We start from the raw sequence: 20,710 nt of genomic DNA on the forward strand, positions 1-20,710 counted from the left end.
TCACGCGGCTCGTGTCGCGCGCCGTGACGATCAGCGCCGCGCGCCGGTAGGCGGGCCGTTCGATCAGCGCGGCGGCCCGCTCGTCGTCGGCGGCGGGCAGGATCGTCCGGTGCACGACCACGCGCCGATCGAGCATCTGCAGCGAGCGCTGCAGCGCCAGCTGCAGCCGCTTGAAGAAAGCCGCGTCGGTATCCGGCAGCAGTACGTCGACGTGGAGCAACCCGTGTCGCGTGTCGGGCAGCTGGCGCGGCACGCCGAGCTGCCGCGCGGCCGCCACCACACGCTCGCGCGCCTGCGCCGAGACGCTGCCGCGCTCGTTCAGCACGCGGTCGACGGTGGTCGTGCTGACGCCGGCAAGCGCCGCGATCTCGTCGAAGCGTGCGGTGCGCTTGCGCCAGCGCGGCCCGGATTCGCCTGCCATGGTTGTCTCCATCGTGGGGTCGCCATCGAGACGTGGCGATGCGGGGAACGCTAAAGCGATGGCGAAATTTCGTCAACGTTTCGATTGAGCGGGGGAGGCCGCGGGCCTAATTTTGATTCCATGCCGAAGCGCTTGCCGCGCTTCCTACGAACAAGGAATCCAGGAGACGCACGTGGCTCATATCGACGACCAGGCGCACGACCGCACGGTGGCGCGCCGTCAGGCATACCGGATGATCGGCGGCGCCGGCGAGCGCGCGCAGGCGGCCGGGCTCGCCAACGCGGAGTGGTACCGATGCCCGGTGCCGCGGCCGCTGATGAAGCAGCTGATGCAGCGCGGCGACGCGCGCGCGATCCGCGACACGCTGATCTGGTACGCGGCGATCGCGATCAGCGGGGGGCTCGCATGGCTGGCGTGGCGCGCACATTCGGCGTGGGCGATCCCTGCGTTCTTCGTGTACGGCACGCTCTACTGCAGCCCGGCCGACTCGCGCTGGCACGAATGCGGGCACGGCACCGCGTTCCGCACGCGCTGGATGAACGACGTGCTGTACCAGGTCGCGTCGTTCCAGGTGTTCCGCCGCGCGACGGCGTGGCGCTGGAGCCATGCACGTCACCACACCGATACGCTGGTCGTCGGGCGCGATCCGGAAATCGCCGCACCGAAGCCGACCGACTGGGCCTCGCTCGCGCTGAACATCGTCGCGCTGAAGCACGTGGCCGGCGAGCTGCGCAAGATGATCGCGACTGCCTTCACCGGCCGGCTCGACGACGAGGAGTGCACCTACGTGCCCGAATCGGAGCGGCCGAAGGTGGTGCGCGAGTCTCGCATCCATCTCGCGGTGTACGCGCTCGTGACCGGTGCTTCACTCTACTGGCACACGATCCTGCCGCTGCTCTACATCGGGCTGCCGAGCCTCTACGGCGCGTGGCTGTACCTGTATTTCGGCCTCACGCAGCATGCGGGCATGCCCGAGAACGTGCTCGATCACCGGCGCAACTGCCGGACCGTGATGATGAATCCGGTGTTCCGCTTCCTGTACTGGAACATGAACTACCACGTCGAGCACCACATGTTCCCGATGGTGCCGTTCCACGCGCTGCCGAAGCTGCACGAGGCGGTGAAGGCCGACATGCCGCCGCCGTACCGCAGCACGCTGGCCGCGTATGCGGAGATCGTGCCGGCGCTGGTCCGGCAGACGCGCGACCCGACCGATTACGTCGTGCGGCCCGTGCCGGATGCCGCGCGCGCGTGACCGACATCGACGCTTCCAACCCAGGAGACATGCAACATGACGCAATGGATCGACACCGGCGCGCTCGACGACATCGATGACGAAGACGTCGCGCGCTTCGACCATGCCGGCCACACGTACGCGATCTACCGCATCGACGGCGAAGTCTATGCGAGCGACGGCCTGTGCACGCACGAGCAAGTACATCTCGCGGACGGGCTCGTGATCGACCACGTGATCGAATGCCCGAAGCACAACGGGCGCTTCGACGTGCGCGACGGCCGGCCGCTGTCCGCGCCCGCCTGCGAGAAGCTGCGCACGTACCGCGCGAAGATCGAAGACGGCCGCATCCTGATCGAGGTGTGACGCGATGACGAACGACCGGGTGATGGCGATCGTCGGTGCGGGCCACGCGGGTGGCCGCGCGGCGCAGGTGCTGCGCGAATCAGGCTGGGGCGGGCGGATCGTGCTGATCGGCGCGGAGGCGCACCTGCCGTACGAGCGGCCGCCGTTGTCGAAGGGCGTGCTGACCGGCGAACGCAGCGCGGCGCAGTGCCGGCTGCGCGATCCGGAAGCGTGGGCGGCCGATCGCATCGAGCCCGTCGTCGCGACGGTCGAGCGCATCGATCCGGGCGCACGCGAAGTGCGCCTGTCAGATGGCAGCGTGGTCGGCTACGACGCGCTGCTGCTCGCGACCGGCGGCCGCGCGCGTCGCTTGACGATTCCAGGTGCGAGGTTAGACGGCGTGTTTGCATTGCGCACGCTCGACGATGCGGCGGCGCTCGGCACGCGGCTCGTGCCCGATGCACGGGTCGTGCTGATCGGCGGCGGTTTCATCGGCCTCGAAGTCGCGGCGTCGGCGCGACTGCGCGGGTGCCGCGTGACGGTGCTCGATGCGGCGCCGCGCCTGCTCGGGCGTGCGGTGCCGGAAGCGATCGCGGCGCGCGTGCACGCGCTTCACGAACGGCAGGGCGTGGCCATTCGCGTGAAGCGGAAGCCGGTTGCAATCGAGCGAACGACGGGCGGCGCGCTGGCCGTCATGCTCGACGACGGCGACACGCTGATCGCCGACACGGTCGTCGCCGGCATCGGCATCGAGCCGGCCGACGAGCTGGCGCGTGAGGCGGGCCTCGCCGTCGAGCGCGGCATCGTCGTGAACGAGCGGCTCGAGACGTCGGCGCGCGGCATCTACGCAGCGGGCGACGTGGCGGTGTTCCCGAGTGCGTTGTCGGGCCGGCCCGTCCGGCAGGAGACGTGGCACGGCGCCGAGACCCAGGCACGCGTTGCCGCGCGCAACATGCTCGGCGCCGACGAGCCATATCGCGAGACACCGTGGTTCTGGTCGGATCAATACGACGCGCAGTTGCAGGTGGCCGGTGAGCCGGCGCTTGGCGAGCGATCGGTCGCGCGCGTGCTCGTCGACGACGCGGAAATCCATTTCCATTTCGACGCCGGAGCGCGGCTCGTCGCTGCAAGCGGTTTCGGCCGCGCGTCGGGGTTCGTCAAGGACATGCGGGTGGCGAGAATGCTGGTCGAGCGCGGGATCGACGTGAGCCCGTCGGCTGTCGCGGATACGGGGGTGAAGCTGAAGTCGCTGGTCTCGGCCGAGGATGACCGGTAGCGAAAACGAAGCGGCGAAGCGCGAGGGAAGGAGCGTAAAACGCGCGGCGAGGATCGCCGCGCGTTTCGGTCAAGCGACGATCAGATCGTCGTGTGCAGGTGCAGGTACAGGCCGGCCGCCGCGGCGCCGCCGAGCAGCGGACCGACGACGGGCACCCATGCATAGCGCCAGTCGCTGTCGCGCTTGCCGGGGATCGGCAGCAGCGCGTGCATGATGCGCGGCGACAGGTCGCGCGCGGGGCTCATCGCATAGCCGGTCGGGCCGCCGAGCGAGATGCCGATGCCGAGCACGAGCAGGCCGACGGGCAGTGCGTCGAGCGCGCCGAGGCCGACTTGCGGCGACGCGAGGTACAGCACGCCGAGGATCAGCACGAACGTGCAGATCGCTTCGGTCAGCACGTTGTGCGTGACGCTGCGGATCGCGGGCGCCGTGCAGAACACCGCGAGCTTCAGGTCCGCATCGGCTTCCTTCGCGAAGTGCTGGCGATAGGCGAGCCACACGAGCAGCGCGCCGGCCATCCCGCCGAGCATCTGCGCGAGGACGTAGCCGCCGACTTTCGACCACGCGAACTTGCCCGCGAGCGCGAGACTGATGGTGACGATCGGGTTCAGGTGCGCGCCGCTGAACGATGCGGTCACGTAGACGGCGACGAACACGGCCATCGCCCAGCCCATCACGATCACGATCAGGTCCGCGCCTTTGCCCTTGGTCTTTGCAAGCAGCACGTTGGCGACCGCGCCGTTGCCGAGCAGCACGAGGATCGCTGTGCCGATGAATTCCGCAATATAAGGTGACATGTTTGTCTCTCTTGAATCACGGCGGACTCGCGCAGAGCGCGGTCCGCCGGTGTTGTTGTATTTCGTCCGGATGCCTGACGGTTACTGCGCGTCGTCGGCCCATGCCTTCGCGGCACGCACCGCACGCTGCCAGCCCGACATGCAGCGTTCGACGTGCTCCTTCGGCATCGACGGCGAGAAGCGGCGATCGAGCTGCCACTGGTCGCGCACTTCGTCGAGGTTCTTCCAGTACCCGATCGCGAGGCCCGCGAGGTAGGCCGCGCCAAGCGCGGTCGTCTCGGTGATCTGCGGACGCACCGCGTCGACGCCGAGCAGGTCCGCCTGGAACTGCATCAGCAGGTCGTTCGCGCTCGCGCCGCCGTCCACGCGCAGCTCGCCGATGCTGATGCCCGAATCGGCTTCCATCGCGGCCAGCACGTCGAGCGACTGGTACGCGATCGAATCGAGCGCCGCACGTGCGAGGTGCGCGGAGGTCGTGCCGCGCGTGACGCCGAACACCGAGCCGCGCGCCCGCGCGTTCCAGTGCGGTGCGCCGAGGCCGGCGAACGCGGGCACCAGGTAGACGCCGTCGGTGTGCGGCACGCTCGCGGCGAGCGCTTCGATTTCAGCGGCCGACTTGATGATGCCGACGCCGTCGCGCAGCCACTGCACCACCGCGCCCGCGATGAAGATGCTGCCTTCGAGCGCGTACTGCACGTCGTCGCCGATCTGCCAGGCGATCGTCGTGACGAGGTTGTTCTTCGACTCGATCGGCTTGTCGCCGGTGTTCATCATCAGGAAGCAGCCGGTGCCGTAGGTGTTCTTCACCATGCCCGACGTCGTGCACATCTGGCCGAACAGCGCCGCGTGCTGATCGCCCGCGATGCCCGCGAGGGGGATCTTCGATGCGAACACGGTGGTCTTCGTGTGGCCGTAGATTTCCGACGATGCCTTCACTTCCGGCAGCATGCTGCGCGGGATGTCGAGCATGTCGAGCAGTTCGTTGTCCCACTCGCGCGTGTGGATGTTGAACAGCATCGTGCGCGACGCGTTCGTCACGTCGGTCACGTGCAGCTCGTGCTTCGTGAAGTTCCACACGAGCCAGCTGTCGACGGTGCCGAACGCGAGCTTGCCCTGCTTCGCCTTCTCGCGTGCGCCCGGCACGTTGTCGAGAATCCAGCGGATCTTGGTCCCGGAGAAGTACGAATCGATCGGCAGGCCGGTCTTCGCGCGCACCTTCGCCTCGAAGCCTTGTGCCTTCAGCGAATCGCAGAAGTCGGCCGTGCGGCGATCCTGCCAGACGATCGCGTTGTAGACGGGCTGGCCCGTCTCGCGATCCCAGACGATCGTGGTTTCGCGCTGGTTGGTGATGCCGATCGCGGCGATCGACGTGCCGTTCAGGCCCGTGCGCGTGACGGCTTCGGCGGCGACGCCGGCTTGCGTCGACCAGATTTCCTGCGGATCGTGCTCGACCCAGCCGGGTTGCGGGTAGATCTGCTCGAATTCCTTCTGGGCGATCGAAACGATATTGCCCTGGCGATCGAACAGCATCGCGCGGGAACTCGTGGTGCCCTGGTCAAGCGCGAGGATGTACTGATCCTGCATGTCTCTCATCTCCATCCGTGGATTTGGCTTAGTTGTGATGCGCGCCGCATGTGGGGCGGCGCGTCGGTGAGTCAACGTCGGTCAAGCAACTGCAACTGCATTCCGGTCAGGCGTGCGGCGCGTGCGCGGCGGCGAACCACGCGTCGACCGCGGCGGTCACCGCGTCGAGCGTGCCGGGCGCGACGTGCAGGCCGAGCTTCGAGCGGCGCCACAGCACGTCCTGCGCGCAGGTCGCCCATTCGGCGTCGCGCAGGTAGCGCAGTTCGGCGTCGTAGATGCCCGGTGCGATTTCGGTGCCGAGATCGGCGAGCGACTTCGCGCCGTCGATCACGCGTTCCGCGCGCGTGCCGTATGCACGGGCATAGCGGCGGGCGAGCGCGGCGGGCAGCCACGCATGGCGTTTGGCGAACGTATCGGCGAATGCGTCGAACTTCGCGTTCGCGATGTCGCCGCCCGGCAGCGCGACGCCGGCCGTCCAGGTCTTCGCGTCGCGGCCGAGTGCGCGGCACAGCATGTCGCCGGCTTCTTCCGCGAGCTTGCGGAACGTCGTGATCTTGCCGCCGAACACCGACAGCAGCGGGGCGCCCGCACCGTCGTCCAGCTCGAGGCGGTAGTCGCGCGTGACGGCCGATGCGTTCGCGGCGTTTTCGTCTTCCAGCAGCGGGCGCACGCCCGAGTAGGTCCAGTGCACGTCGGCCGGCGAGATCTTGCGCTTGAAGTAGCGGTTGATCGAATCGCACAGGTACTGCGTCTCGTCGCGATCGATCGCGACCTTCGCGGGATCGTTCGTGTATTCGACGTCGGTCGTGCCGATCAGCGTGAAATCGTGCTCGTACGGAATCGCGAAGATGATCCGCTTGTCCGGGTTCTGGAAGATGTACGCGTGGTCGTGATCGAACAGGCGGCGCGTGATGATGTGGCTGCCCTTCACGAGCCGCACGCTGTGGTGCGCACCGCGGCCGAGCGCGCCTTTCAGCACGTCGCCGACCCACGGGCCGGCCGCGTTCGCGATCGCGCGGGCATGCACGACGCGGATCGAGCCGTCGGCGTGCTGCAGTCGCGCTTCCCATTCGTCGCCGCGGCGTTCGGCGGACACCAGCTTCGTGCGCGTCAGGATCTGGGCGCCGCGCTCCTTCGCATCCATCGCGTTCAGCACGACGAGGCGCGCGTCGTCGACCCAGCCGTCCGAATAGACGAAGCCGCGCTTGATCGAATCGATCAGCGGCGCGCCGGCCGCATGGCGGCGCATGTCGATGCCGCGCGAGCCGGGCAGCAGCTCGCGTTTCGCGAGGTGATCGTAAAGGAACAGGCCGATGCGGATCAGCCAGGCCGGACGCAGGTTCGGCATGTGCGGCATCACGAAGCGCAGCGGCCACATGATGTGCGGCGCCGCGCGCAGCAGCGTCTCGCGCTCCTGCAGCGCCTTGCGCACGAGCCCGAACTCGTTGTACTCGAGGTAGCGCAGGCCGCCGTGAATCAGCTTCGTGCTGGACGACGACGTGTGCGACGCGAGATCGTCCTGCTCGCAGAGCATGACCGACAGGCCGCGGCCGGCCGCATCGCGCGCGATGCCCGCGCCGTTGATGCCGCCGCCGACGACGAGCAGATCGTAGCGATTCGGTTGGGTCACCTGCTGTCCTTATCGTCTGAGGGAAAGGGTTGAACAGAAAATGTTCGAATTCGAAATTTAACGAACGAAATCGAAAAAGTAAAGTTCGATAAAGCGGGGCCAGTAGCGCGCGGCGCGATCCCGGACGATACTGGCGAAATCGACCGTTTCACGAGGTGAATCATGCGTATTGGGATGTGGGCCGGCGTATGCGCCGTCCTTCTGGCGGGGTGCACTGCCGGGATGCCGCCGCTCGCCGGCAACTGGCGCACGCCGTCGTTCGTCGACCTGCAGACGTCATGCGGAGGCACGGCGCGGGACTGGGGCGCGGACGCGCAGCCGGTCTACGCGACGCTGTATGACGCGTACGTGGCGAAGCGATATCGCGGGCTGACCGATGCGAACTATTGTGCGTTCGTAAACGAACTTTCGACGCACTATGCGGCACCGGACGCGGCGGCGCGTGCCGGCTGGATCGCGTATTTCAACGGCGCGCGTGCACAGGCCATCAGCTGGCGGGCGGCGGTCGATCCGACGCTGCGCGGCGGCTGAAGCAGGCTGCGGCGGGGCGGTGGGCGGGAAGCGGGAATGGCCGCGCGGCCCGGCATCCGGGCGGCGCGGTCAGGTCAGGAACGGTGTGGTTTTACGAATAGCGGTACTTGATGGATCGCAGCGCGGCGTCGCCGGTTTCGGTCACGCAGTATTTGCGCCCCGAACCGAGTCCTTCCAGACGGACGAGCTGCTGTTCGAGCAGTGCGTCGATTTCGTCCCGATCCATGTGGGTTTGATCGGGAGCGTCCTTCACAAGCAATAGCGTGGCGAATTCATGCGGACTCAGCATCGTTCTCTCCATGGCGACCAGTCAGCCCGCGCGGCCGGCGCACGGGCCGACGCGCGATACCCATCGGGGTATGGCTTGGGGGGAAAGCTGTATTCGCCGGCCATGCCATTCGTCCGCGCCCTGGCACAGGCGGAACGGTCGAAATGGGCCGGGGAACTGGAGTCTAGTCGAGCGCGCGGGCAACGACAAATCGGGCCCCGTTAATTTTCCGTTTGACAGCCGGGCTACGCGCAAGCGGTTTGCTCGCGACGCCAACTTCTTGATTTCACTTGAAGTTTCGGGTGCGGTGCAGCATCGGAATCGTCACTCGGCGACGTACACCTGGGTGCCGGCGGCCGCCACGGTGTCGGCCATCTCGGGCGGCAGCGGCTTGTCGGTGAAGAGCGCGTGCACCTGGCTCAGGTGGCCCTGGCGCACCAGCGCGGGACGGCCGACCTTCGAATGGTCGGTCACGAGATAGACGGTGCGCGCATGCTGCATGATCGCCTCGGCCACGCGCACCTCGCGCGTGTCGAAGTCGCGCAGCGTGCCGTCGGCCTCGATCGCCGACGTGCCGATGATCGCGTAGTCGACCTTGAACTGGCGGATGAAGTCGATCGCGAGTTCGCCGACGATCCCCTTGTCCCACGGCCGCACGATGCCGCCCGTGATCAGCACCTCGCAGTCGGGGTAGCCGCTCATCATCGACGCGACGTTCAGGTTGTTCGTGATCACGTGCAGCCCGTGGTGGCGGTTCAGCGCGCGTGCGACTTCCTCGGTGGTCGTGCCGAGGTTGATGAACAGCGACGCCTGGTCGGGGATGTGCGACGCCGCGAGCGCCGCGATGCGCCGCTTCTCGTCGTGGAACATCCGCTGGCGCGCGGTGTACGACACGTTCTCCGAGCTGGTCGGCAGGCTCGCGCCGCCGTGGTAGCGGCGCAGCAGGTTCAGGTCCGCCAGCCAGTTCACGTCGCGGCGGATCGTCTGCGGCGTCACCCCGAAGTGCGCGGCGAGATCGTCGACGGTCACGAAGCCGTCGCGCTGCACCCATTCGAGCAATTCCTGCTGGCGCGCGTTGAGGGTGAGGCGGGGATCTCGGGTCATGGCTCGATGGTCGTGTCGTGAGACGGAGCGGGTATTGTAAGGGCGGCAACGGCGTTAGGCCGGCCCGGCCCGCAGGGTTGCCTGATATTCATGCGGAGATTGCATGGATTCATGTGACAAATGAATTTGTGCGATTGAGCCGATCGCGCTGCAATGGCGGATTGCCGCGCGCTCGCGAGGGCGCGGCCGGCGCGATCATTCAGCTTTCGACGAGGTGGAACCGATGACTGGCTTCAACTGGCACAACCCGTATCCGACGACCCGCATTCCGGTGTTCGCGCGCAACGTCGTGTCGACGTCGCACCCGCTCGCCGCGCAGGCGGGGCTGCGGATGCTGTGGAAGGGCGGCAACGCGGTCGACGCGGCGCTGGCCGCCGCGGCCGCGATCACGGTCGTCGAGCCCGTGTCGTGCGGGCTCGGCGGCGATGCGTTCGCGCTCGTGTGGGACGGCGAGCGGCTGTCCGGGCTGAACGCGTCGGGCGTCGCGCCGGCCGCATGGAACGTCGACTATTTCCGCCAGCGCCACGGCGAGGCGGGCAACGGCATCGCGAACAAGCCGACGCGCGGCTGGGACACCGTCACCGTGCCGGGCGTGATCGCGGGCTGGGAAGCGCTGCATGCGAAGTTCGGTTCGCTGCCGTTCGCGGACCTGCTCGAACCGGCGATCGAGATCGCGGAGCGCGGCTATGCGGTGCCGCCGATCGTCGCGCACAAGTGGGCGGCCGCGGTGCCGGAACTCAAGGGGTTGCCGGGTTTCGCGGACACCTTCATGCCGCATGGCCGCGCACCGCAGGTGGGCGAGCGCGTGTGCCTGCCGGGCCATGCGCAGACGTTGCGCACGCTGCAGAAGGAAGGTGCGCGCGCGTTCTACGAGGGGGCGCTCGCCGAGCGCATCGCCGCGTTCTCCCGCGAAGGCGGGGGCGCGCTGGCCGCAGCCGACCTGCAGGCTTACCGGCCCGAATGGGTCGAGCCGCTCGGCAAGCGCTTCGGCCGTCACACGATCCACGAGATTCCGCCGAACGGGCAGGGCATCGCCGCGCTGATCGCGCTCGGGATTGCCGAGCACGCGGGCGTGACCGAGTGGTCAATCGATTCGGTCGACTCGCAGCATCTGCAGATCGAGGCGATGAAGCTCGCGTTCGCCGATGTCTATCGCTACGTCGCCGATCCGCGCGCGATGGAAGTCACGCCCGAGCAGATGCTCGACGACGCGTATCTCGCCGAGCGCGCGAAACTGATCGACCCCGCGCGCGCGACGCACTTCGCCGCCGGCCGGCCGCATTCGGGCGGCACGATCTACCTGTCGGCGGCCGACGAGCGCGGGATGATGGTGAGCTTCATTCAGTCGAACTACATGGGCTTCGGCTCGGGGCTCGTCGTGCCCGGCACCGGCATCGCGCTGCAGAATCGCGGGCACGGCTTCTCGATGGATCCGGCTTCGCCGAACGTCGTCGCGGGCGGCAAGCGGCCGTTCCACACGATCATCCCGGCGTTCGTCACCGAGGAGGTCGAAGGCCGGACCGAGGCCGTGATGAGCTTCGGCGTGATGGGCGGCGACATGCAGCCGCAAGGGCACCTGCAGACCGTCGTGCGGATGCTCGGCTACGGGCAGCAACCGCAGGCGGCCTGTGATGCGCCGCGCTGGAAGGTCAACCGCGACTTCACGCTCGACGTCGAGGCAACGATGCATCGCGCGACCGTCGATGGGCTGGCCGCACGCGGCCATACGATCAAGTCGATCGACGATCCTTACATGGATTTCGGTTCGGGGCAGTTCATCTGGCGTCTCGATCGCGACGATCGCGAGCGTGGCTACGTGGCCGCGAGCGACAGCCGGCGCGACGGTCTGGCGGCCGGTTTCTGACGGATTCCCGGCGGCTTTCGCCGGCATGTCGTGTGCTTCGCGGGCGGCCGAATGGCCGCCCGTTTCGTTTGCGGCAAGCCGTATCACCGCGCGGGCGCAAGCGGTTTGAAGGACTCGTCTAACGAACGGCAACAGACGCCGTGGAACTGCGCTTGTCGGGTATGGTCAGTGCTTTGAAGCATGAACATCAAAGTCCGGCTAAGATGCCAGCATGGTTCGGCCGGACCAATCCACTATAAACGCAAGTAAAACGCCGCCTGCGGGATGGCCGGCGCCTGTGCCGAAGGCATGGGCCGGCCCCCGCGCGACGACTGGGAGCGCACCACCATGGACACCAAAACGACGCATGTGATGCCGTGGCGAATCGAGGACATCGACCTGAACCGGATCGATCGTCAACGTGCCGCCGCGAACGAGGATCTGTTGCTGCTGCTGTGCGCGTCGTCGTTCATCGAAAGCGGCTCGGATCTCTACACGAGCAACCTGAGCCAGTTCTTCAACGACGATCCGGAAGTCTCCGCATGGCTCAACAATGCATGGGAGCACGAAGAATTGCAGCACGGGCGCGCGCTGAAGGCGTACATCGCGCACGTGTGGCCGGAGTTCGACTGGGATACCGCGTTCGCGAACTTCTTCGCCGAGTATTCGCAGACCTGCAAGGTCGAGGCGTTCGAGAAGACCCGCGCGCTCGAGATGGTCGCGCGCTGCGTCGTCGAGACGGGCACGGCCACGCTCTATCGCGCGATCAACGAGTGCTCGGACGAGCCCGTGCTGAAGGAAATCACCGACAACATCCGCACCGACGAAGTGCGCCACTACAAGCACTTCTTCAAGTTCTTCAAGAAGTACAACCAGGTCGAAGGCAATGGCCGCCTTGCGGTGCTCGGCGCGCTGGCGCGCCGCGTGATGGAAATCAAGAACGAGGATTCGGAGATCGCGCTGCGCCACGTGTTCGCGGTGCGCTATCCGGATCGTGTCGGCGACAGCCAGTACAACCGCGAACGCGCCGCGCGCATCAGCACGCTCGTGCGGCGCAACCTGTCGGCCGACATGTGCGTGAAGATGCTGCTCAAGCCGCTCGACCTGCCCGCGAAGATCCAGCCGGGCGTCCACTATCCGCTCACGAAGATCACGCGGCACGTGTTCCTGCGCTGAGCGCCCCGGCGCGGCCCGACGCGCGTATGCTGCGGCTCTTCATCCGCTTATCCACCGGGGCCACGCCATCATGACCGATACCCATCGCCACGCGCTCGAACAATGGACGTTCGATGCGTGGCCGCCGGCCGTCGTCTCGTTGTTCGACGGTACCGCGCTCGAGCGTCATGCCGATTTCGCCGCGTCGCTGATCGTTGCGACCGACGATGGCCAGTTGCGCACGACGCTGCTCGGCGTCGGCGAAATCTATGCACACGATGCGCGCACGCTGCTGCTGGCGCTCTGGCCGCAATCGCGTGCGGCGCGCGCGATCGTGCAACGGCGGTCGGCCGCGTTGACGCTGGTCGCGGACGGCGCGTTCTTTCAGGCGCAATTGAGGATGGCACCGCTCGAAGGAGATTTCGGCGGACTGGCCGGATTCGCTGCGACGATCGCGCACGGCGATGCGCAGCGGGTCGGCTATGCGCGTCTCGCGACAGGTGTCACGTTCACGCTGGAAGGGGAGCGCACCGAGGTGCTCGCGCGCTGGCAACGCCAGGTCGAGCACCTGCGGCGCGCAGCCGCACGGCTTCAGTGACCGCGCTGGCCGCTGCGCGACGAGCGGTTGCGGTTCGCGTGCGCGGCATTGCCGTTCGCCGGGCGCGCGCTGTTGCCGCCACCGGCCGGACGCCCGCCGTTGCCGCCGGCGCCGCCTTGCCCTTGCGTGCGCGGCTTCGCGGCCTTCTGCTGGGTAGCCTTCGGTTGCGCATTGCCGTCGCGTTTCGCGGCCGGCTGGCCTGAGCCGCCTGCGCGCGGCTGGCGATTGCCACCGCCGCCGCCACCGCCGCGCGGCTGTTGCTGCCCGCGGCGCTGCTGGATCGGCTCCGGCTTCGCGTTCGGATCGGGTTCGAAGCCCGCGATCACTTCCTGCGGAATCTCGCGCTTGATCAGCCGCTCGATGTCGCGCAGCAGCTGCTTCTCGTCGACGCACACGAGCGACACGGCTTCGCCGGTCGCACCCGCGCGGCCCGTGCGGCCGATCCGGTGCACGTAGTCTTCCGGCACGTTCGGCAGGTCGAAGTTGACGACGTGCGGCAGCTGGTCGATGTCGATCCCGCGCGCGGCGATATCGGTCGCGACGAGCACCTGCAGCGTGCTGTTCTTGAACTCCGCCAGCGCGCGCGTGCGGGCCGACTGGCTCTTGTTGCCGTGGATCGCCATCGCGCTGATGCCGTCCTTCGTCAGTTGCTCGGCGAGCCGGTTCGCGCCGTGCTTCGTGCGCGTGAACACGAGCACCTGGAACCAGTTGTGTTCGCGGATCAGGTGCGTGAGCAGTTCGCGCTTGCGGTCGCGGTCGACCGGGTGGATCTTCTGCGCGACGCTTTCGGCGGTCGTGTTGCGGCGTGCGACCTCGATCAGCGCGGGCGAGTCGAGCAGGCTGTCGGCGAGCGCCTTGATCTCGTCGGAGAAGGTGGCCGAGAACAGCAGGTTCTGGCGCTGCGGCGGCAGCTTCGCGAGCACGCGCTTGATGTCGTGAATGAAGCCCATGTCGAGCATCCGGTCGGCTTCGTCGAGCACGAGGATGTCGAGGTCCGACAGGTCGATCGTCTTCTGCTGCATGTGATCGAGCAGGCGGCCCGGCGTCGCGACGACGATGTCGACGCCGCGCTTGAGCGCATCGATCTGCGGATTGATGCTGACGCCGCCGAACATCACGGTCGAACGCAGCTTCAGGTACTTGCTGTACGCACGGACGCTTTCCTCGACCTGGGCGGCGAGTTCGCGCGTCGGCGTGAGGATCAGCGCGCGCACCGCGCGCTTCGCGCCGCGATGTTCCGCGTAGAACGTATGCAGGCGTTGCAGGATCGGCAGCGTGAAGCCGGCGGTCTTGCCGGTGCCCGTCTGCGCGCCGGCGAGCAGGTCGCCGCCGCCGAGGACGGCCGGGATCGCCTGTTGCTGGATCGGAGTCGGCGACGTGTAGCCGAGCTCGTTGACCGCCTTGACCAGCGGTTCGGCCAAGCCGAGAGATTCGAAAGACATAGATACCACTCTTCAGTTTTATGATCGGCGACGTCGCGCGCGGCCCGCGCGGGAGGTGACATCGCAAAATGCAAAATGCAAAAGGGCGCGGCCGCGGTTTCCCGCAGCCGCGCCCCGTGTGTGTCAGCCGCTTCTTAGTCGAGCGGCGCGGAACGCAGGTCGCTCACCTGTTGCGGCGAGATCGGCGTACCGTTGTTGCCCCACGATACCCGGATATACGTGACGACCGCCGCAACTTCCTGGTTCGACAGCGACTGGGCGAACGGCGGCATCCCGTACGGACGCGGATTCTTGAACGTGCTCGGCGGATAGCCACCGTTCAGCACCATGCGGATCGGGTTGACGGCCGATTCCATCATGATCGAGTGGTTGCCCGCGAGCGGCGGATACGCCGGCGGCTTGCCCGCGCCGTTTTCGGCGTGGCAGGTCGCGCAGTTGTCCGCGTAGATCTTCTTGCCCTGGTCGAACAGCGCGTTGCCGAACTGCTTCGACGGCTCGTACTGCATGTTCTTCGGCGCTTCAGCCTTCTGCGGGATCGACTTCAGGTACGTCGACATTGCGCGCGTATCTTCGTCGGTCATGTACTGCAGGCTGTTGTGGACCACGTCCGCCATCGGGCCGAACACCGCGCCCTTCTGCGACACGCCGGCCTGCAGCAGGTCGGACAGCTCCTGCACGTGCCAGTCGCCGAGGCCGAGTTCCTTGTCGTTCGTCAGCGACGGCGCATACCAGTTCTGCAGCGGGATCAGGCCGCCGGCGAATGCCGAGCCCGTCACCGGGCCGCCCATCATGTTGATCGACGTGTGGCACATCGAGCAGTGGCCGAGGCCTTCGACGAGGTACGCGCCGCGGTTCCATTCGACCGACTTGGTCGGATCCGGCTTGTATTCGCCTTCCTTGAAGAACAGCGTGCGCCAGCCGATCAGCAGGTTGCGGTTGTTGAACGGGAACTTCAGTTCATGCGGACGGCTGGGCACCGACACCGGCGCGACCGAACGCAGGTACGCGTAGATCGCGTCCGAATCCGCACGCGTGACCTTCGTGTAGCTCGCGAACGGGAAGCCCGGGTAGAGCAGGCTGCCGTCCTTCGAACGACCGGTGTGCATCGCGCGGTAGAAGTCATCCGACGTCCACTTGCCGATGCCATCCTTGTCGTCCGGCGTGATGTTCGGCGTGTACATCGTGCCGAACGGCGTCGCCATCGGCAGGCCGCCCGCGAACGACTTGCCGCCGCGCACGGTGTGGCACGCGATACAGTCGCCGACGCGCGCGAGGTATTCGCCCTTCTTGATCAGCGCGGCCTGGTCGGCCGGCGTGGCCGCGACGGCGGAAGCGCCGTGCAGCGTGTCGTTGCCCGGCCACAGGACCGGCACGAGAGCGGCAGCCGCGACGATCGCGACGGCCGAGAGTGCAAACAGGGACTTGCGTTTCATTGTGTCTGTCTCCCTTGCCTTATTGCGGTTCGCTGCCGCAGGCGAGCGGAGTCTTCATCGAACGCGCCGGAGCCGGCACGGGGTTGGCGGGCGCCGGTTGCGCGGCAAGCCATGCGGTCACGGCCGTCACGTCTTCGTCGGAAAGCTTCGACGCGACTTCATGCATGCAGTCAGGTGCCTTCGCGTGACGGTTGCCCGAACGCCATGCACCGATCTGCGCGCTCAGGTAGTCGGCGTGCAGGCCGACCAGGCCCGGGATCGCCGGCTGCATGCCGGTCAGCGTCGCGCCGTGGCAGGCCACGCAGGCCGGCAGCTTGCGGGACGGGTCGCCTTGCGTGACGAGCTGCTTGCCGCGCGCGAGCGTCGCGGCCGGCAGCGTCGGCTTCGCCGGCGCCGGGTACGGCGGGCGTTCGGCCGAGAAATGCTCGGCCATTTCACGCAGGTAGTCGTCGTTCAGGTACGTCAGCAGGTAGTTCATCGGCGGGTACTTGCGCCGGCCGTCACGGAAGTTGACGAGCTGGTTGTACAGGTACTCGGCCGGCTTGCCGGCAAGACGCGGGAAGTAGTCGTTGTCCGTGCCCTGGCCGTGGACGCCATGGCAGGCCGTACAGCCGCGCACACGCTCGGCCATGGTATCGGGTGCCTTGAGCGGCGCCTGCTGGGCGTGCGCTTGCTCCGTGGGCTTGGTCTGCGCTTGGGCAGCGCTCATAAGGCCCGCGCTGCCGAACATCAGTACGGCGAGCAGCGGACGGAAGAGGCGTCTTGAAGACACACGAGACTCCATGTTTATTCGACGGGGACCTGTTGTCCGGGCTACGATCGGCTCGGCGCATGACGGCAGGGCAGCCGGGCTGCTGCGACGCGGCATTCTATCATCGATGGGTAATGACGGCTATTTGGCAAAAGGACATCGGTTCCTGTCCGTTTGCGACTTGCGACAATTTGACGCGCATTGCGACGTGGCGGTGTGAACCGGCGTGCGTTTTCACCATCGAAGACCGTACACTCGCGGGTCGCGCGGCGCCGCCTCCGCCGCAGGTCCAGTCATTTCTCCCGTTTCCGGATTCATCGATGACGTTTTCTACCGTGCCGTTGCCTTCCTCACGCTGTCCATCCCGTTGCTGCCACCTCGCCGGCCTGCCGCTGTCGGGAGGGTGTACGCGATGAAGTTCGACAGCTTGTGGATCGGTCAGGTCGCGCTCGCGGCGCTGATGGACGCGGCGTTCGCGATGGCGGTCGGCTCGGCGCTGCTCAAGGCATGGCTTGGCAAGGACGGTGCGCGTCCGGTCGTCGCGCCGTCGCATTCCGCGTGGCTGCGCGCGCAACATTCGCTGGTCGCGGCGACGCTGGCGCTGGTGCTCGCGGAGCTCGGCTGGCTCGTCTACGAGGCCGCGACGATGAGCGGGGCGGGGCTCGGCGGCGCGTTCGCCGCGATTCCCGTGATGCTGATGCAGACGCATACGGGCTTCGCGTGGAGCGTCGCGTTCGCCGGCGCCGTGGTGCTCGCGATCGTCGCGCTGGCGAAGCCGGAGGGCCCGGCCGCGCACGCGGTGCTGTGGCTCGCGGTGATCGTGGTCGCGGCCGGCAAGGCGTCGCTCGGCCATGCGGCCGATACGGGTGCGCTGTCCGCGGCGGTCGGCGTGCAGACGCTGCACCTGCTCGCGACGGCCGTGTGGGGTGGCCTCGTGCTCGCGGGCGGGCTCGCGGTGCTGCCGGCGCTCGGGTCGTCGGTCGCGCGCGGCGCGCTGATCCGCATCGGCCAGCATCTGTCGCGCACGTCGATCATCGCGGTCGTCTTCGTACTCGGCACCGGCGCGCTCAATGCGATCCGCGGCCTTGGCGGTTCGCTCGCGCCGCTCGACGGCAGCACGTGGGGGCGCGTGTTGCTGCTGAAGCTGCTGCTCGTCGCGCTCGCGCTCGTGCTCGGCGGCCTGAACCGCTTCGCGGCGCTGCCGCGCCTGCGCCGCACCGCGTCGACCGAGGATGCACACACGTTCCGCAACATCCTGCATCTCGAGGCGCTGACGATGATCGGCGTCTTCGTCGCAGCCGCCGTGCTGTCGTTCAGCGTGCCGGGGTTCGCGGCGATCGGCTGACGGCAGGGCGCGCGCGGCGCGGCGCAAGGCCGCCGTCGCGCACCCGCACGTGCCGGGCACCGCACTGCGCATGCAAAAACGGCTGCCCGTCGGGCAGCCGTTCTCGAATCGATACTTGCCGCGCGGGTCGAAGCCGCACGCCGCGCATCGCGCTCACCACTCGGCGACGCTGCCGTCCTCGTGACGCCACACCGGGTTGCGCCAGCGGTGCCCCGTCTTCGCCATCTCGCGCACCTTCTCCTCGTTCACGTCGATGCCGAGCCCCGGGCCCTGCGGGATCGCGACGAAGCCGTCCTCGTAGCGGAACACCTCGGGGTTGCGCAGGTAGTCGAGCAGGTCGTTGCCCTGGTTGTAGTGGATGCCGAGGCTCTGCTCCTGGATGAATGCGTTGTAGCTGACCGCGTCGAGCTGCAGGCACGCGGCGAGCGCAATGGGCCCAAGCGGGCAGTGCAGCGCGAGCGCGACGTCGTAGCTCTCCGCGAGCGTCGCGATCTTGCGGCACTCGGTGATGCCGCCCGCGTGCGATGCGTCGGGCTGGATGATGTCGACGTAGCCGCCCGCGAGGATGTGCTTGAAATCCCAGCGCGAGTAGAGCCGCTCGCCGAGCGCGATCGGTGTGTTGGTCTGGTTGACGATGTCGCGCAGCGCCTCGGCGTTCTCCGACAGCACCGGCTCCTCGATGAACATCAGCTTGTACGGATCGAGCTCCTTCGCGAGCACCTTCGCCATCGGCTTGTGCACGCGGCCGTGGAAGTCGACGCCGATCCCGACGTGCGGGCCGACCGCGTCGCGCACCGCCGCGACGTTCGCGATCACCTGCTCGACCTTGTCGTAGGTGTCGACGATCTGCAGCTCCTCGGAGCCATTCATCTTCACGGCCTTGAAGCCGCGCTCGACCACCGCGCGCGCATTGTTCGCGACGTCGCTCGGCCGGTCGCCGCCGATCCACGAATACACCTTGATGCGATCGCGCACCTGGCCGCCGAGCAGCGCGTGCACGGGCACGCCGTGATGCTTGCCCTTGATGTCCCACAGCGCCTGGTCGACGCCCGCGATCGCGCTCATCGTGATCGGGCCGCCGCGGTAGAAGCCCGCACGGTACATCACCTGCCAGTGATCCTCGATCAGCAGCGGATCGCGGCCGACGAGGTAGTCGGCCAGCTCCTGCACGGCAGCCTCGACGGTGTGCGCGCGGCCTTCGACGATCGGCTCGCCCCAGCCGACGATGCCCTCGTCGGTTTCGATCTTGAGGAACAGCCAGCGCGGCGGGACGACGAAGGTTTCGAGGCGGGTGATTTTCACGGTGCGAGTCTCCAGGGTTGACCGGCGCGGGCAGTCGGGCGCGGCGCACGGTCGCGTGCTTTCGCGGTTATCCTAGCGCAGCCCGATAAAAAATAGTATTAATAGCACTATTGTGCAGATAGTGGGCAGCCGGCACGCCCGGGTACTCGCATAACGGAGAACGATCATTCGACGCGACCTGCATGGACAAACGGCCTTCCGGCTCGCCACGGCGATCCTGCGCGGCGACTACCCGCCCGAGTCGCTGCTGCCGAGGGAACCCGACCTGATGGTGATGTACGGCGTGAGCCGCACGGTGATGCGCGAGGCGCTGCGTACCCTCACGTCGAAGGGGCTCGTCGAGTCGCGGCCGAAGATCGGCACGCGCGTGCGGCCGCGCGGCGTCTGGAACCTGCTCGACGCCGACCTGCTCGACTGGTACGCGCGTGTCGCGCCGCCGATCGCGTTCGCGCTGAAGCTGCAGGAGATGCGCGAGATGGTCGAGCCGTACGCGGCCGCGCTTGCCGCGCGCATGCATACGCCGGAGACGTTCGACGCGATCGACGGCGCGGCGCGCGCGATGGCCGTCGCGCGCAACGTCGACGAATGGGTGCGCGCCGACCTGCGCTTTCACCTGAGCGTGCTCGAGGCCGGCGGCAACGAACTGCTGGTGCCGCTCGGCACGCTGATCGATCGCACGCTCGAGGCGCAACTGCAGCTGAATGCGCGCCGCGCGGACGTATACAACGCGTCGCTCGCCGAGCACATGGCCGTCAGCGACGCGATCCGCGTGCGCGACGAGGACGGTGCGCGCCGCGCGATGGCCGCGCTGCTCGCGGTGACGCGCGCACGGATCGAGATGTCGTGACGGGAGGGCGGGGCAGTGCGGCGCCGTCAGGCGTTCGCGCAGCCGCCCGGCTTGTGGATGCGTTCGGTGGACGCCGGGTACTTCGCGAGCAGGCTCGCCGGCCGCCGCGGGCGCGCGACCAGGTCGCCGCCGCAGTTCGGGCAGCGGCCCTTCAGCACGTCGTCGGCGCAGGTCGCGCAGAACGTGCATTCGAACGTACAGATGCGTGCATCGGCCGAATCGGGCGGCAGGTCCTTGTCGCAGCATTCGCAGCCGGGGCGCAGTTCGAGCATGACGGTTTTCCTTGGTTTGGACAGGGTCGGGACGGGCGCCGCACGGACATTGCGTGCGGCGCATGTGCGCGCTACTGTACCCGCTTGGATCGGCCCGGCCAACGGTGTTCCGCCGGGGCGCCGTCGATGCGCACGGGCCGCACCGGGAGACGACCATGCTTTATCGCGGAAGCTGTCACTGCGGTGACGTGAAGTTCGAGGCGGAAGGCGACCTGCAGGGCGTGATGGCGTGCAACTGCTCGATCTGCCGGCGCAAGGGCGCGCTGATGTGGTTCGTGCCGCGTGACCACATGACGCTCCTCACGCCCGACGACCATCTCGCCACCTACACGTTCAACAAGCACGTGATCCAGCACCGCTTCTGCAAGCGCTGCGGGATTCACACGTTCGGCGAGGGCGTCCACCCGAACGGCACCGCGATGGCTGCGATCAACGTGCGCTGTCTCGACGATGTCGATATCGACGCGCTGCCGGTCACGCACTACGACGGCCGCTCGCATTGAGCGGCGCGCCGGCGCATGAACGGACGCAC

At 67.7% G+C, this 20,710-nt stretch carries 21 protein-coding genes; 10 read left to right on the forward strand and 11 right to left on the reverse strand.

Translation table 11 applies throughout. The annotated features are described in order from the left end of the window. On the reverse strand, window positions 1–421 hold a 421-nt coding region (locus tag G3N98_RS12880), incomplete at its 3' end, for a LacI family DNA-binding transcriptional regulator (RefSeq protein WP_206148374.1). A gap of 172 nt (window positions 422–593) precedes the next feature. Here G3N98_RS12880 and G3N98_RS12885 point away from each other — a divergent pair. From G3N98_RS12885 to G3N98_RS12895, 3 genes are read left to right on the forward strand one after another with little or no spacing between them, the layout of a single operon-like run. Further along, the gene (locus G3N98_RS12885; RefSeq protein WP_206148375.1) at window positions 594–1,676 is read left to right on the forward strand and encodes a fatty acid desaturase family protein; all 1,083 of its coding nucleotides are present in this window, start codon (window positions 594–596) and stop codon (window positions 1,674–1,676) included. A gap of 36 nt (window positions 1,677–1,712) precedes the next feature. After that, window positions 1,713–2,021, forward strand: a complete 309-nt coding sequence (locus G3N98_RS12890) for a non-heme iron oxygenase ferredoxin subunit (RefSeq protein ID WP_089495585.1) — start codon at window positions 1,713–1,715, stop codon at window positions 2,019–2,021. A 4-nt stretch (window positions 2,022–2,025) separates the two neighbouring features. Further along, window positions 2,026–3,276 (forward strand): FAD-dependent oxidoreductase, encoded by a 1,251-nt coding sequence (locus G3N98_RS12895; RefSeq protein ID WP_206148376.1) that lies wholly within the window; start codon window positions 2,026–2,028, stop codon window positions 3,274–3,276. 80 nt (window positions 3,277–3,356) lie between these two features. On the opposite strand, the gene G3N98_RS12900 is transcribed toward G3N98_RS12895, so the two are convergent. From G3N98_RS12900 to glpD, 3 genes are all read right to left on the reverse strand, one after another. Then, window positions 3,357–4,073, reverse strand: a complete 717-nt coding sequence (locus tag G3N98_RS12900) for an MIP/aquaporin family protein (protein ID WP_006484467.1) — start codon at window positions 4,071–4,073, stop codon at window positions 3,357–3,359. A gap of 81 nt (window positions 4,074–4,154) precedes the next feature. After that, window positions 4,155–5,657, reverse strand: coding sequence for a glycerol kinase GlpK (gene glpK, locus G3N98_RS12905; RefSeq protein ID WP_089431661.1), 1,503 nt, complete (start codon window positions 5,655–5,657; stop codon window positions 4,155–4,157). Between the two features lie 106 nt (window positions 5,658–5,763). Beyond that, window positions 5,764–7,287, reverse strand: a complete 1,524-nt coding sequence (gene glpD / locus G3N98_RS12910; protein ID WP_089431660.1) for a glycerol-3-phosphate dehydrogenase — start codon at window positions 7,285–7,287, stop codon at window positions 5,764–5,766. Window positions 7,288–7,449: 162 nt separating this feature from the next. Between glpD and G3N98_RS12915 the strand changes: the two genes are divergently transcribed. Further along, window positions 7,450–7,818: a hypothetical protein gene (locus G3N98_RS12915; RefSeq protein ID WP_206148377.1), complete on the forward strand. Its 369-nt coding sequence runs from the start codon at window positions 7,450–7,452 to the stop codon at window positions 7,816–7,818. A gap of 91 nt (window positions 7,819–7,909) precedes the next feature. Here the strand turns inward: G3N98_RS12915 and G3N98_RS12920 are convergent, their stop codons facing one another. Then, complete coding sequence (locus G3N98_RS12920; protein ID WP_011353109.1) at window positions 7,910–8,107, reverse strand: hypothetical protein; 198 nt, start codon at window positions 8,105–8,107, stop codon at window positions 7,910–7,912. A 303-nt stretch (window positions 8,108–8,410) separates the two neighbouring features. Further along, the gene (locus G3N98_RS12925) at window positions 8,411–9,190 is read right to left on the reverse strand and encodes a DeoR/GlpR family DNA-binding transcription regulator (RefSeq protein ID WP_089473513.1); all 780 of its coding nucleotides are present in this window, start codon (window positions 9,188–9,190) and stop codon (window positions 8,411–8,413) included. 223 nt (window positions 9,191–9,413) lie between these two features. Here G3N98_RS12925 and G3N98_RS12930 point away from each other — a divergent pair, with 223 nt between their 5' ends. The 3 genes from G3N98_RS12930 to G3N98_RS12940 all read left to right on the forward strand — a co-directional run bounded on the left by G3N98_RS12930 (window position 9,414) and on the right by G3N98_RS12940 (window position 12,786). Next, the gene (locus G3N98_RS12930) at window positions 9,414–11,054 is read left to right on the forward strand and encodes a gamma-glutamyltransferase family protein (RefSeq protein WP_206148378.1); all 1,641 of its coding nucleotides are present in this window, start codon (window positions 9,414–9,416) and stop codon (window positions 11,052–11,054) included. 327 nt (window positions 11,055–11,381) lie between these two features. Further along, window positions 11,382–12,209: a ferritin-like domain-containing protein gene (locus tag G3N98_RS12935; RefSeq protein WP_039360322.1), complete on the forward strand. Its 828-nt coding sequence runs from the start codon at window positions 11,382–11,384 to the stop codon at window positions 12,207–12,209. 70 nt (window positions 12,210–12,279) lie between these two features. Next, window positions 12,280–12,786 carry a hypothetical protein gene (locus G3N98_RS12940; protein ID WP_206148379.1) on the forward strand — a complete coding sequence of 169 codons (507 nt, stop codon included), beginning with the start codon at window positions 12,280–12,282 and terminating at the stop codon, window positions 12,784–12,786. Here the strand turns inward: G3N98_RS12940 and G3N98_RS12945 are convergent. The 3 genes from G3N98_RS12945 to G3N98_RS12955 all read right to left on the reverse strand — a co-directional run bounded on the left by G3N98_RS12945 (window position 12,780) and on the right by G3N98_RS12955 (window position 16,445). After that, on the reverse strand, window positions 12,780–14,228 hold the full coding sequence (locus G3N98_RS12945; RefSeq protein ID WP_089426269.1) for a DEAD/DEAH box helicase: 1,449 nt from the start codon (window positions 14,226–14,228) through the stop codon (window positions 12,780–12,782). The genes G3N98_RS12940 and G3N98_RS12945 overlap by 7 nt on opposite strands. A 134-nt stretch (window positions 14,229–14,362) precedes the next feature. Then, a complete protein-coding gene (locus tag G3N98_RS12950) occupies window positions 14,363–15,661 on the reverse strand; it encodes a cytochrome c (RefSeq protein WP_089426268.1) in 1,299 nt (432 codons plus the stop codon). A 19-nt stretch (window positions 15,662–15,680) separates the two neighbouring features. After that, the gene (locus G3N98_RS12955; protein WP_046544481.1) at window positions 15,681–16,445 is read right to left on the reverse strand and encodes a c-type cytochrome; all 765 of its coding nucleotides are present in this window, start codon (window positions 16,443–16,445) and stop codon (window positions 15,681–15,683) included. 379 nt (window positions 16,446–16,824) lie between these two features. On the opposite strand from G3N98_RS12955, the gene G3N98_RS12960 reads away from it, so the two are divergent. Further along, a complete protein-coding gene (locus G3N98_RS12960) occupies window positions 16,825–17,757 on the forward strand; it encodes a CopD family protein (RefSeq protein ID WP_206148380.1) in 933 nt (310 codons plus the stop codon). A 153-nt stretch (window positions 17,758–17,910) separates the two neighbouring features. Here the strand turns inward: G3N98_RS12960 and dgoD are convergent, their stop codons facing one another. Continuing rightward, on the reverse strand, window positions 17,911–19,059 hold the full coding sequence (dgoD, locus tag G3N98_RS12965; RefSeq protein ID WP_089426266.1) for a galactonate dehydratase: 1,149 nt from the start codon (window positions 19,057–19,059) through the stop codon (window positions 17,911–17,913). A 163-nt stretch (window positions 19,060–19,222) separates the two neighbouring features. On the opposite strand from dgoD, the gene G3N98_RS12970 reads away from it, so the two are divergent. Then, a complete protein-coding gene (locus G3N98_RS12970; protein ID WP_089473510.1) occupies window positions 19,223–19,906 on the forward strand; it encodes a FadR/GntR family transcriptional regulator in 684 nt (227 codons plus the stop codon). 26 nt (window positions 19,907–19,932) lie between these two features. On the opposite strand, the gene G3N98_RS12975 is transcribed toward G3N98_RS12970, so the two are convergent. Continuing rightward, on the reverse strand, window positions 19,933–20,178 hold the full coding sequence (locus G3N98_RS12975) for a DUF1272 domain-containing protein (protein WP_039359973.1): 246 nt from the start codon (window positions 20,176–20,178) through the stop codon (window positions 19,933–19,935). A 155-nt stretch (window positions 20,179–20,333) separates the two neighbouring features. Here G3N98_RS12975 and G3N98_RS12980 point away from each other — a divergent pair, with 155 nt between their 5' ends. Next, window positions 20,334–20,681, forward strand: a complete 348-nt coding sequence (locus G3N98_RS12980; protein ID WP_206148381.1) for a GFA family protein — start codon at window positions 20,334–20,336, stop codon at window positions 20,679–20,681. The last annotated feature ends 29 nt before the right edge of the window (window positions 20,682–20,710 follow it).

The organism is Burkholderia sp. Tr-20390, from assembly GCF_017104595.1.
Classification (GTDB): domain Bacteria; phylum Pseudomonadota; class Gammaproteobacteria; order Burkholderiales; family Burkholderiaceae; genus Burkholderia.

What these genes read in the sequence shown, in the direction of transcription:
- G3N98_RS12890 (WP_089495585.1), top strand. Translation starts at nt 1,713, where the DNA reads ATGACGCAATGGATCGACACCGGCGCGCTCGACGACATCGATGACGAA.
- G3N98_RS12895 (WP_206148376.1), top strand. Translation starts at nt 2,026, where the DNA reads ATGACGAACGACCGGGTGATGGCGATCGTCGGTGCGGGCCACGCGGGT.
- G3N98_RS12900 (WP_006484467.1), bottom strand. Translation starts at nt 4,073, where the DNA reads ATGTCACCTTATATTGCGGAATTCATCGGCACAGCGATCCTCGTGCTG.
- glpK (WP_089431661.1), bottom strand. Translation starts at nt 5,657, where the DNA reads ATGCAGGATCAGTACATCCTCGCGCTTGACCAGGGCACCACGAGTTCC.
- G3N98_RS12915 (WP_206148377.1), top strand. Translation starts at nt 7,450, where the DNA reads ATGCGTATTGGGATGTGGGCCGGCGTATGCGCCGTCCTTCTGGCGGGG.
- G3N98_RS12920 (WP_011353109.1), bottom strand. Translation starts at nt 8,107, where the DNA reads ATGCTGAGTCCGCATGAATTCGCCACGCTATTGCTTGTGAAGGACGCT.
- G3N98_RS12925 (WP_089473513.1), bottom strand. Translation starts at nt 9,190, where the DNA reads ATGACCCGAGATCCCCGCCTCACCCTCAACGCGCGCCAGCAGGAATTG.
- G3N98_RS12930 (WP_206148378.1), top strand. Translation starts at nt 9,414, where the DNA reads ATGACTGGCTTCAACTGGCACAACCCGTATCCGACGACCCGCATTCCG.
- G3N98_RS12935 (WP_039360322.1), top strand. Translation starts at nt 11,382, where the DNA reads ATGGACACCAAAACGACGCATGTGATGCCGTGGCGAATCGAGGACATC.
- G3N98_RS12940 (WP_206148379.1), top strand. Translation starts at nt 12,280, where the DNA reads ATGACCGATACCCATCGCCACGCGCTCGAACAATGGACGTTCGATGCG.
- G3N98_RS12945 (WP_089426269.1), bottom strand. Translation starts at nt 14,228, where the DNA reads ATGTCTTTCGAATCTCTCGGCTTGGCCGAACCGCTGGTCAAGGCGGTC.
- G3N98_RS12950 (WP_089426268.1), bottom strand. Translation starts at nt 15,661, where the DNA reads ATGAAACGCAAGTCCCTGTTTGCACTCTCGGCCGTCGCGATCGTCGCG.
- G3N98_RS12955 (WP_046544481.1), bottom strand. Translation starts at nt 16,445, where the DNA reads ATGGAGTCTCGTGTGTCTTCAAGACGCCTCTTCCGTCCGCTGCTCGCC.
- G3N98_RS12960 (WP_206148380.1), top strand. Translation starts at nt 16,825, where the DNA reads ATGAAGTTCGACAGCTTGTGGATCGGTCAGGTCGCGCTCGCGGCGCTG.
- G3N98_RS12975 (WP_039359973.1), bottom strand. Translation starts at nt 20,178, where the DNA reads ATGCTCGAACTGCGCCCCGGCTGCGAATGCTGCGACAAGGACCTGCCG.
- G3N98_RS12980 (WP_206148381.1), top strand. Translation starts at nt 20,334, where the DNA reads ATGCTTTATCGCGGAAGCTGTCACTGCGGTGACGTGAAGTTCGAGGCG.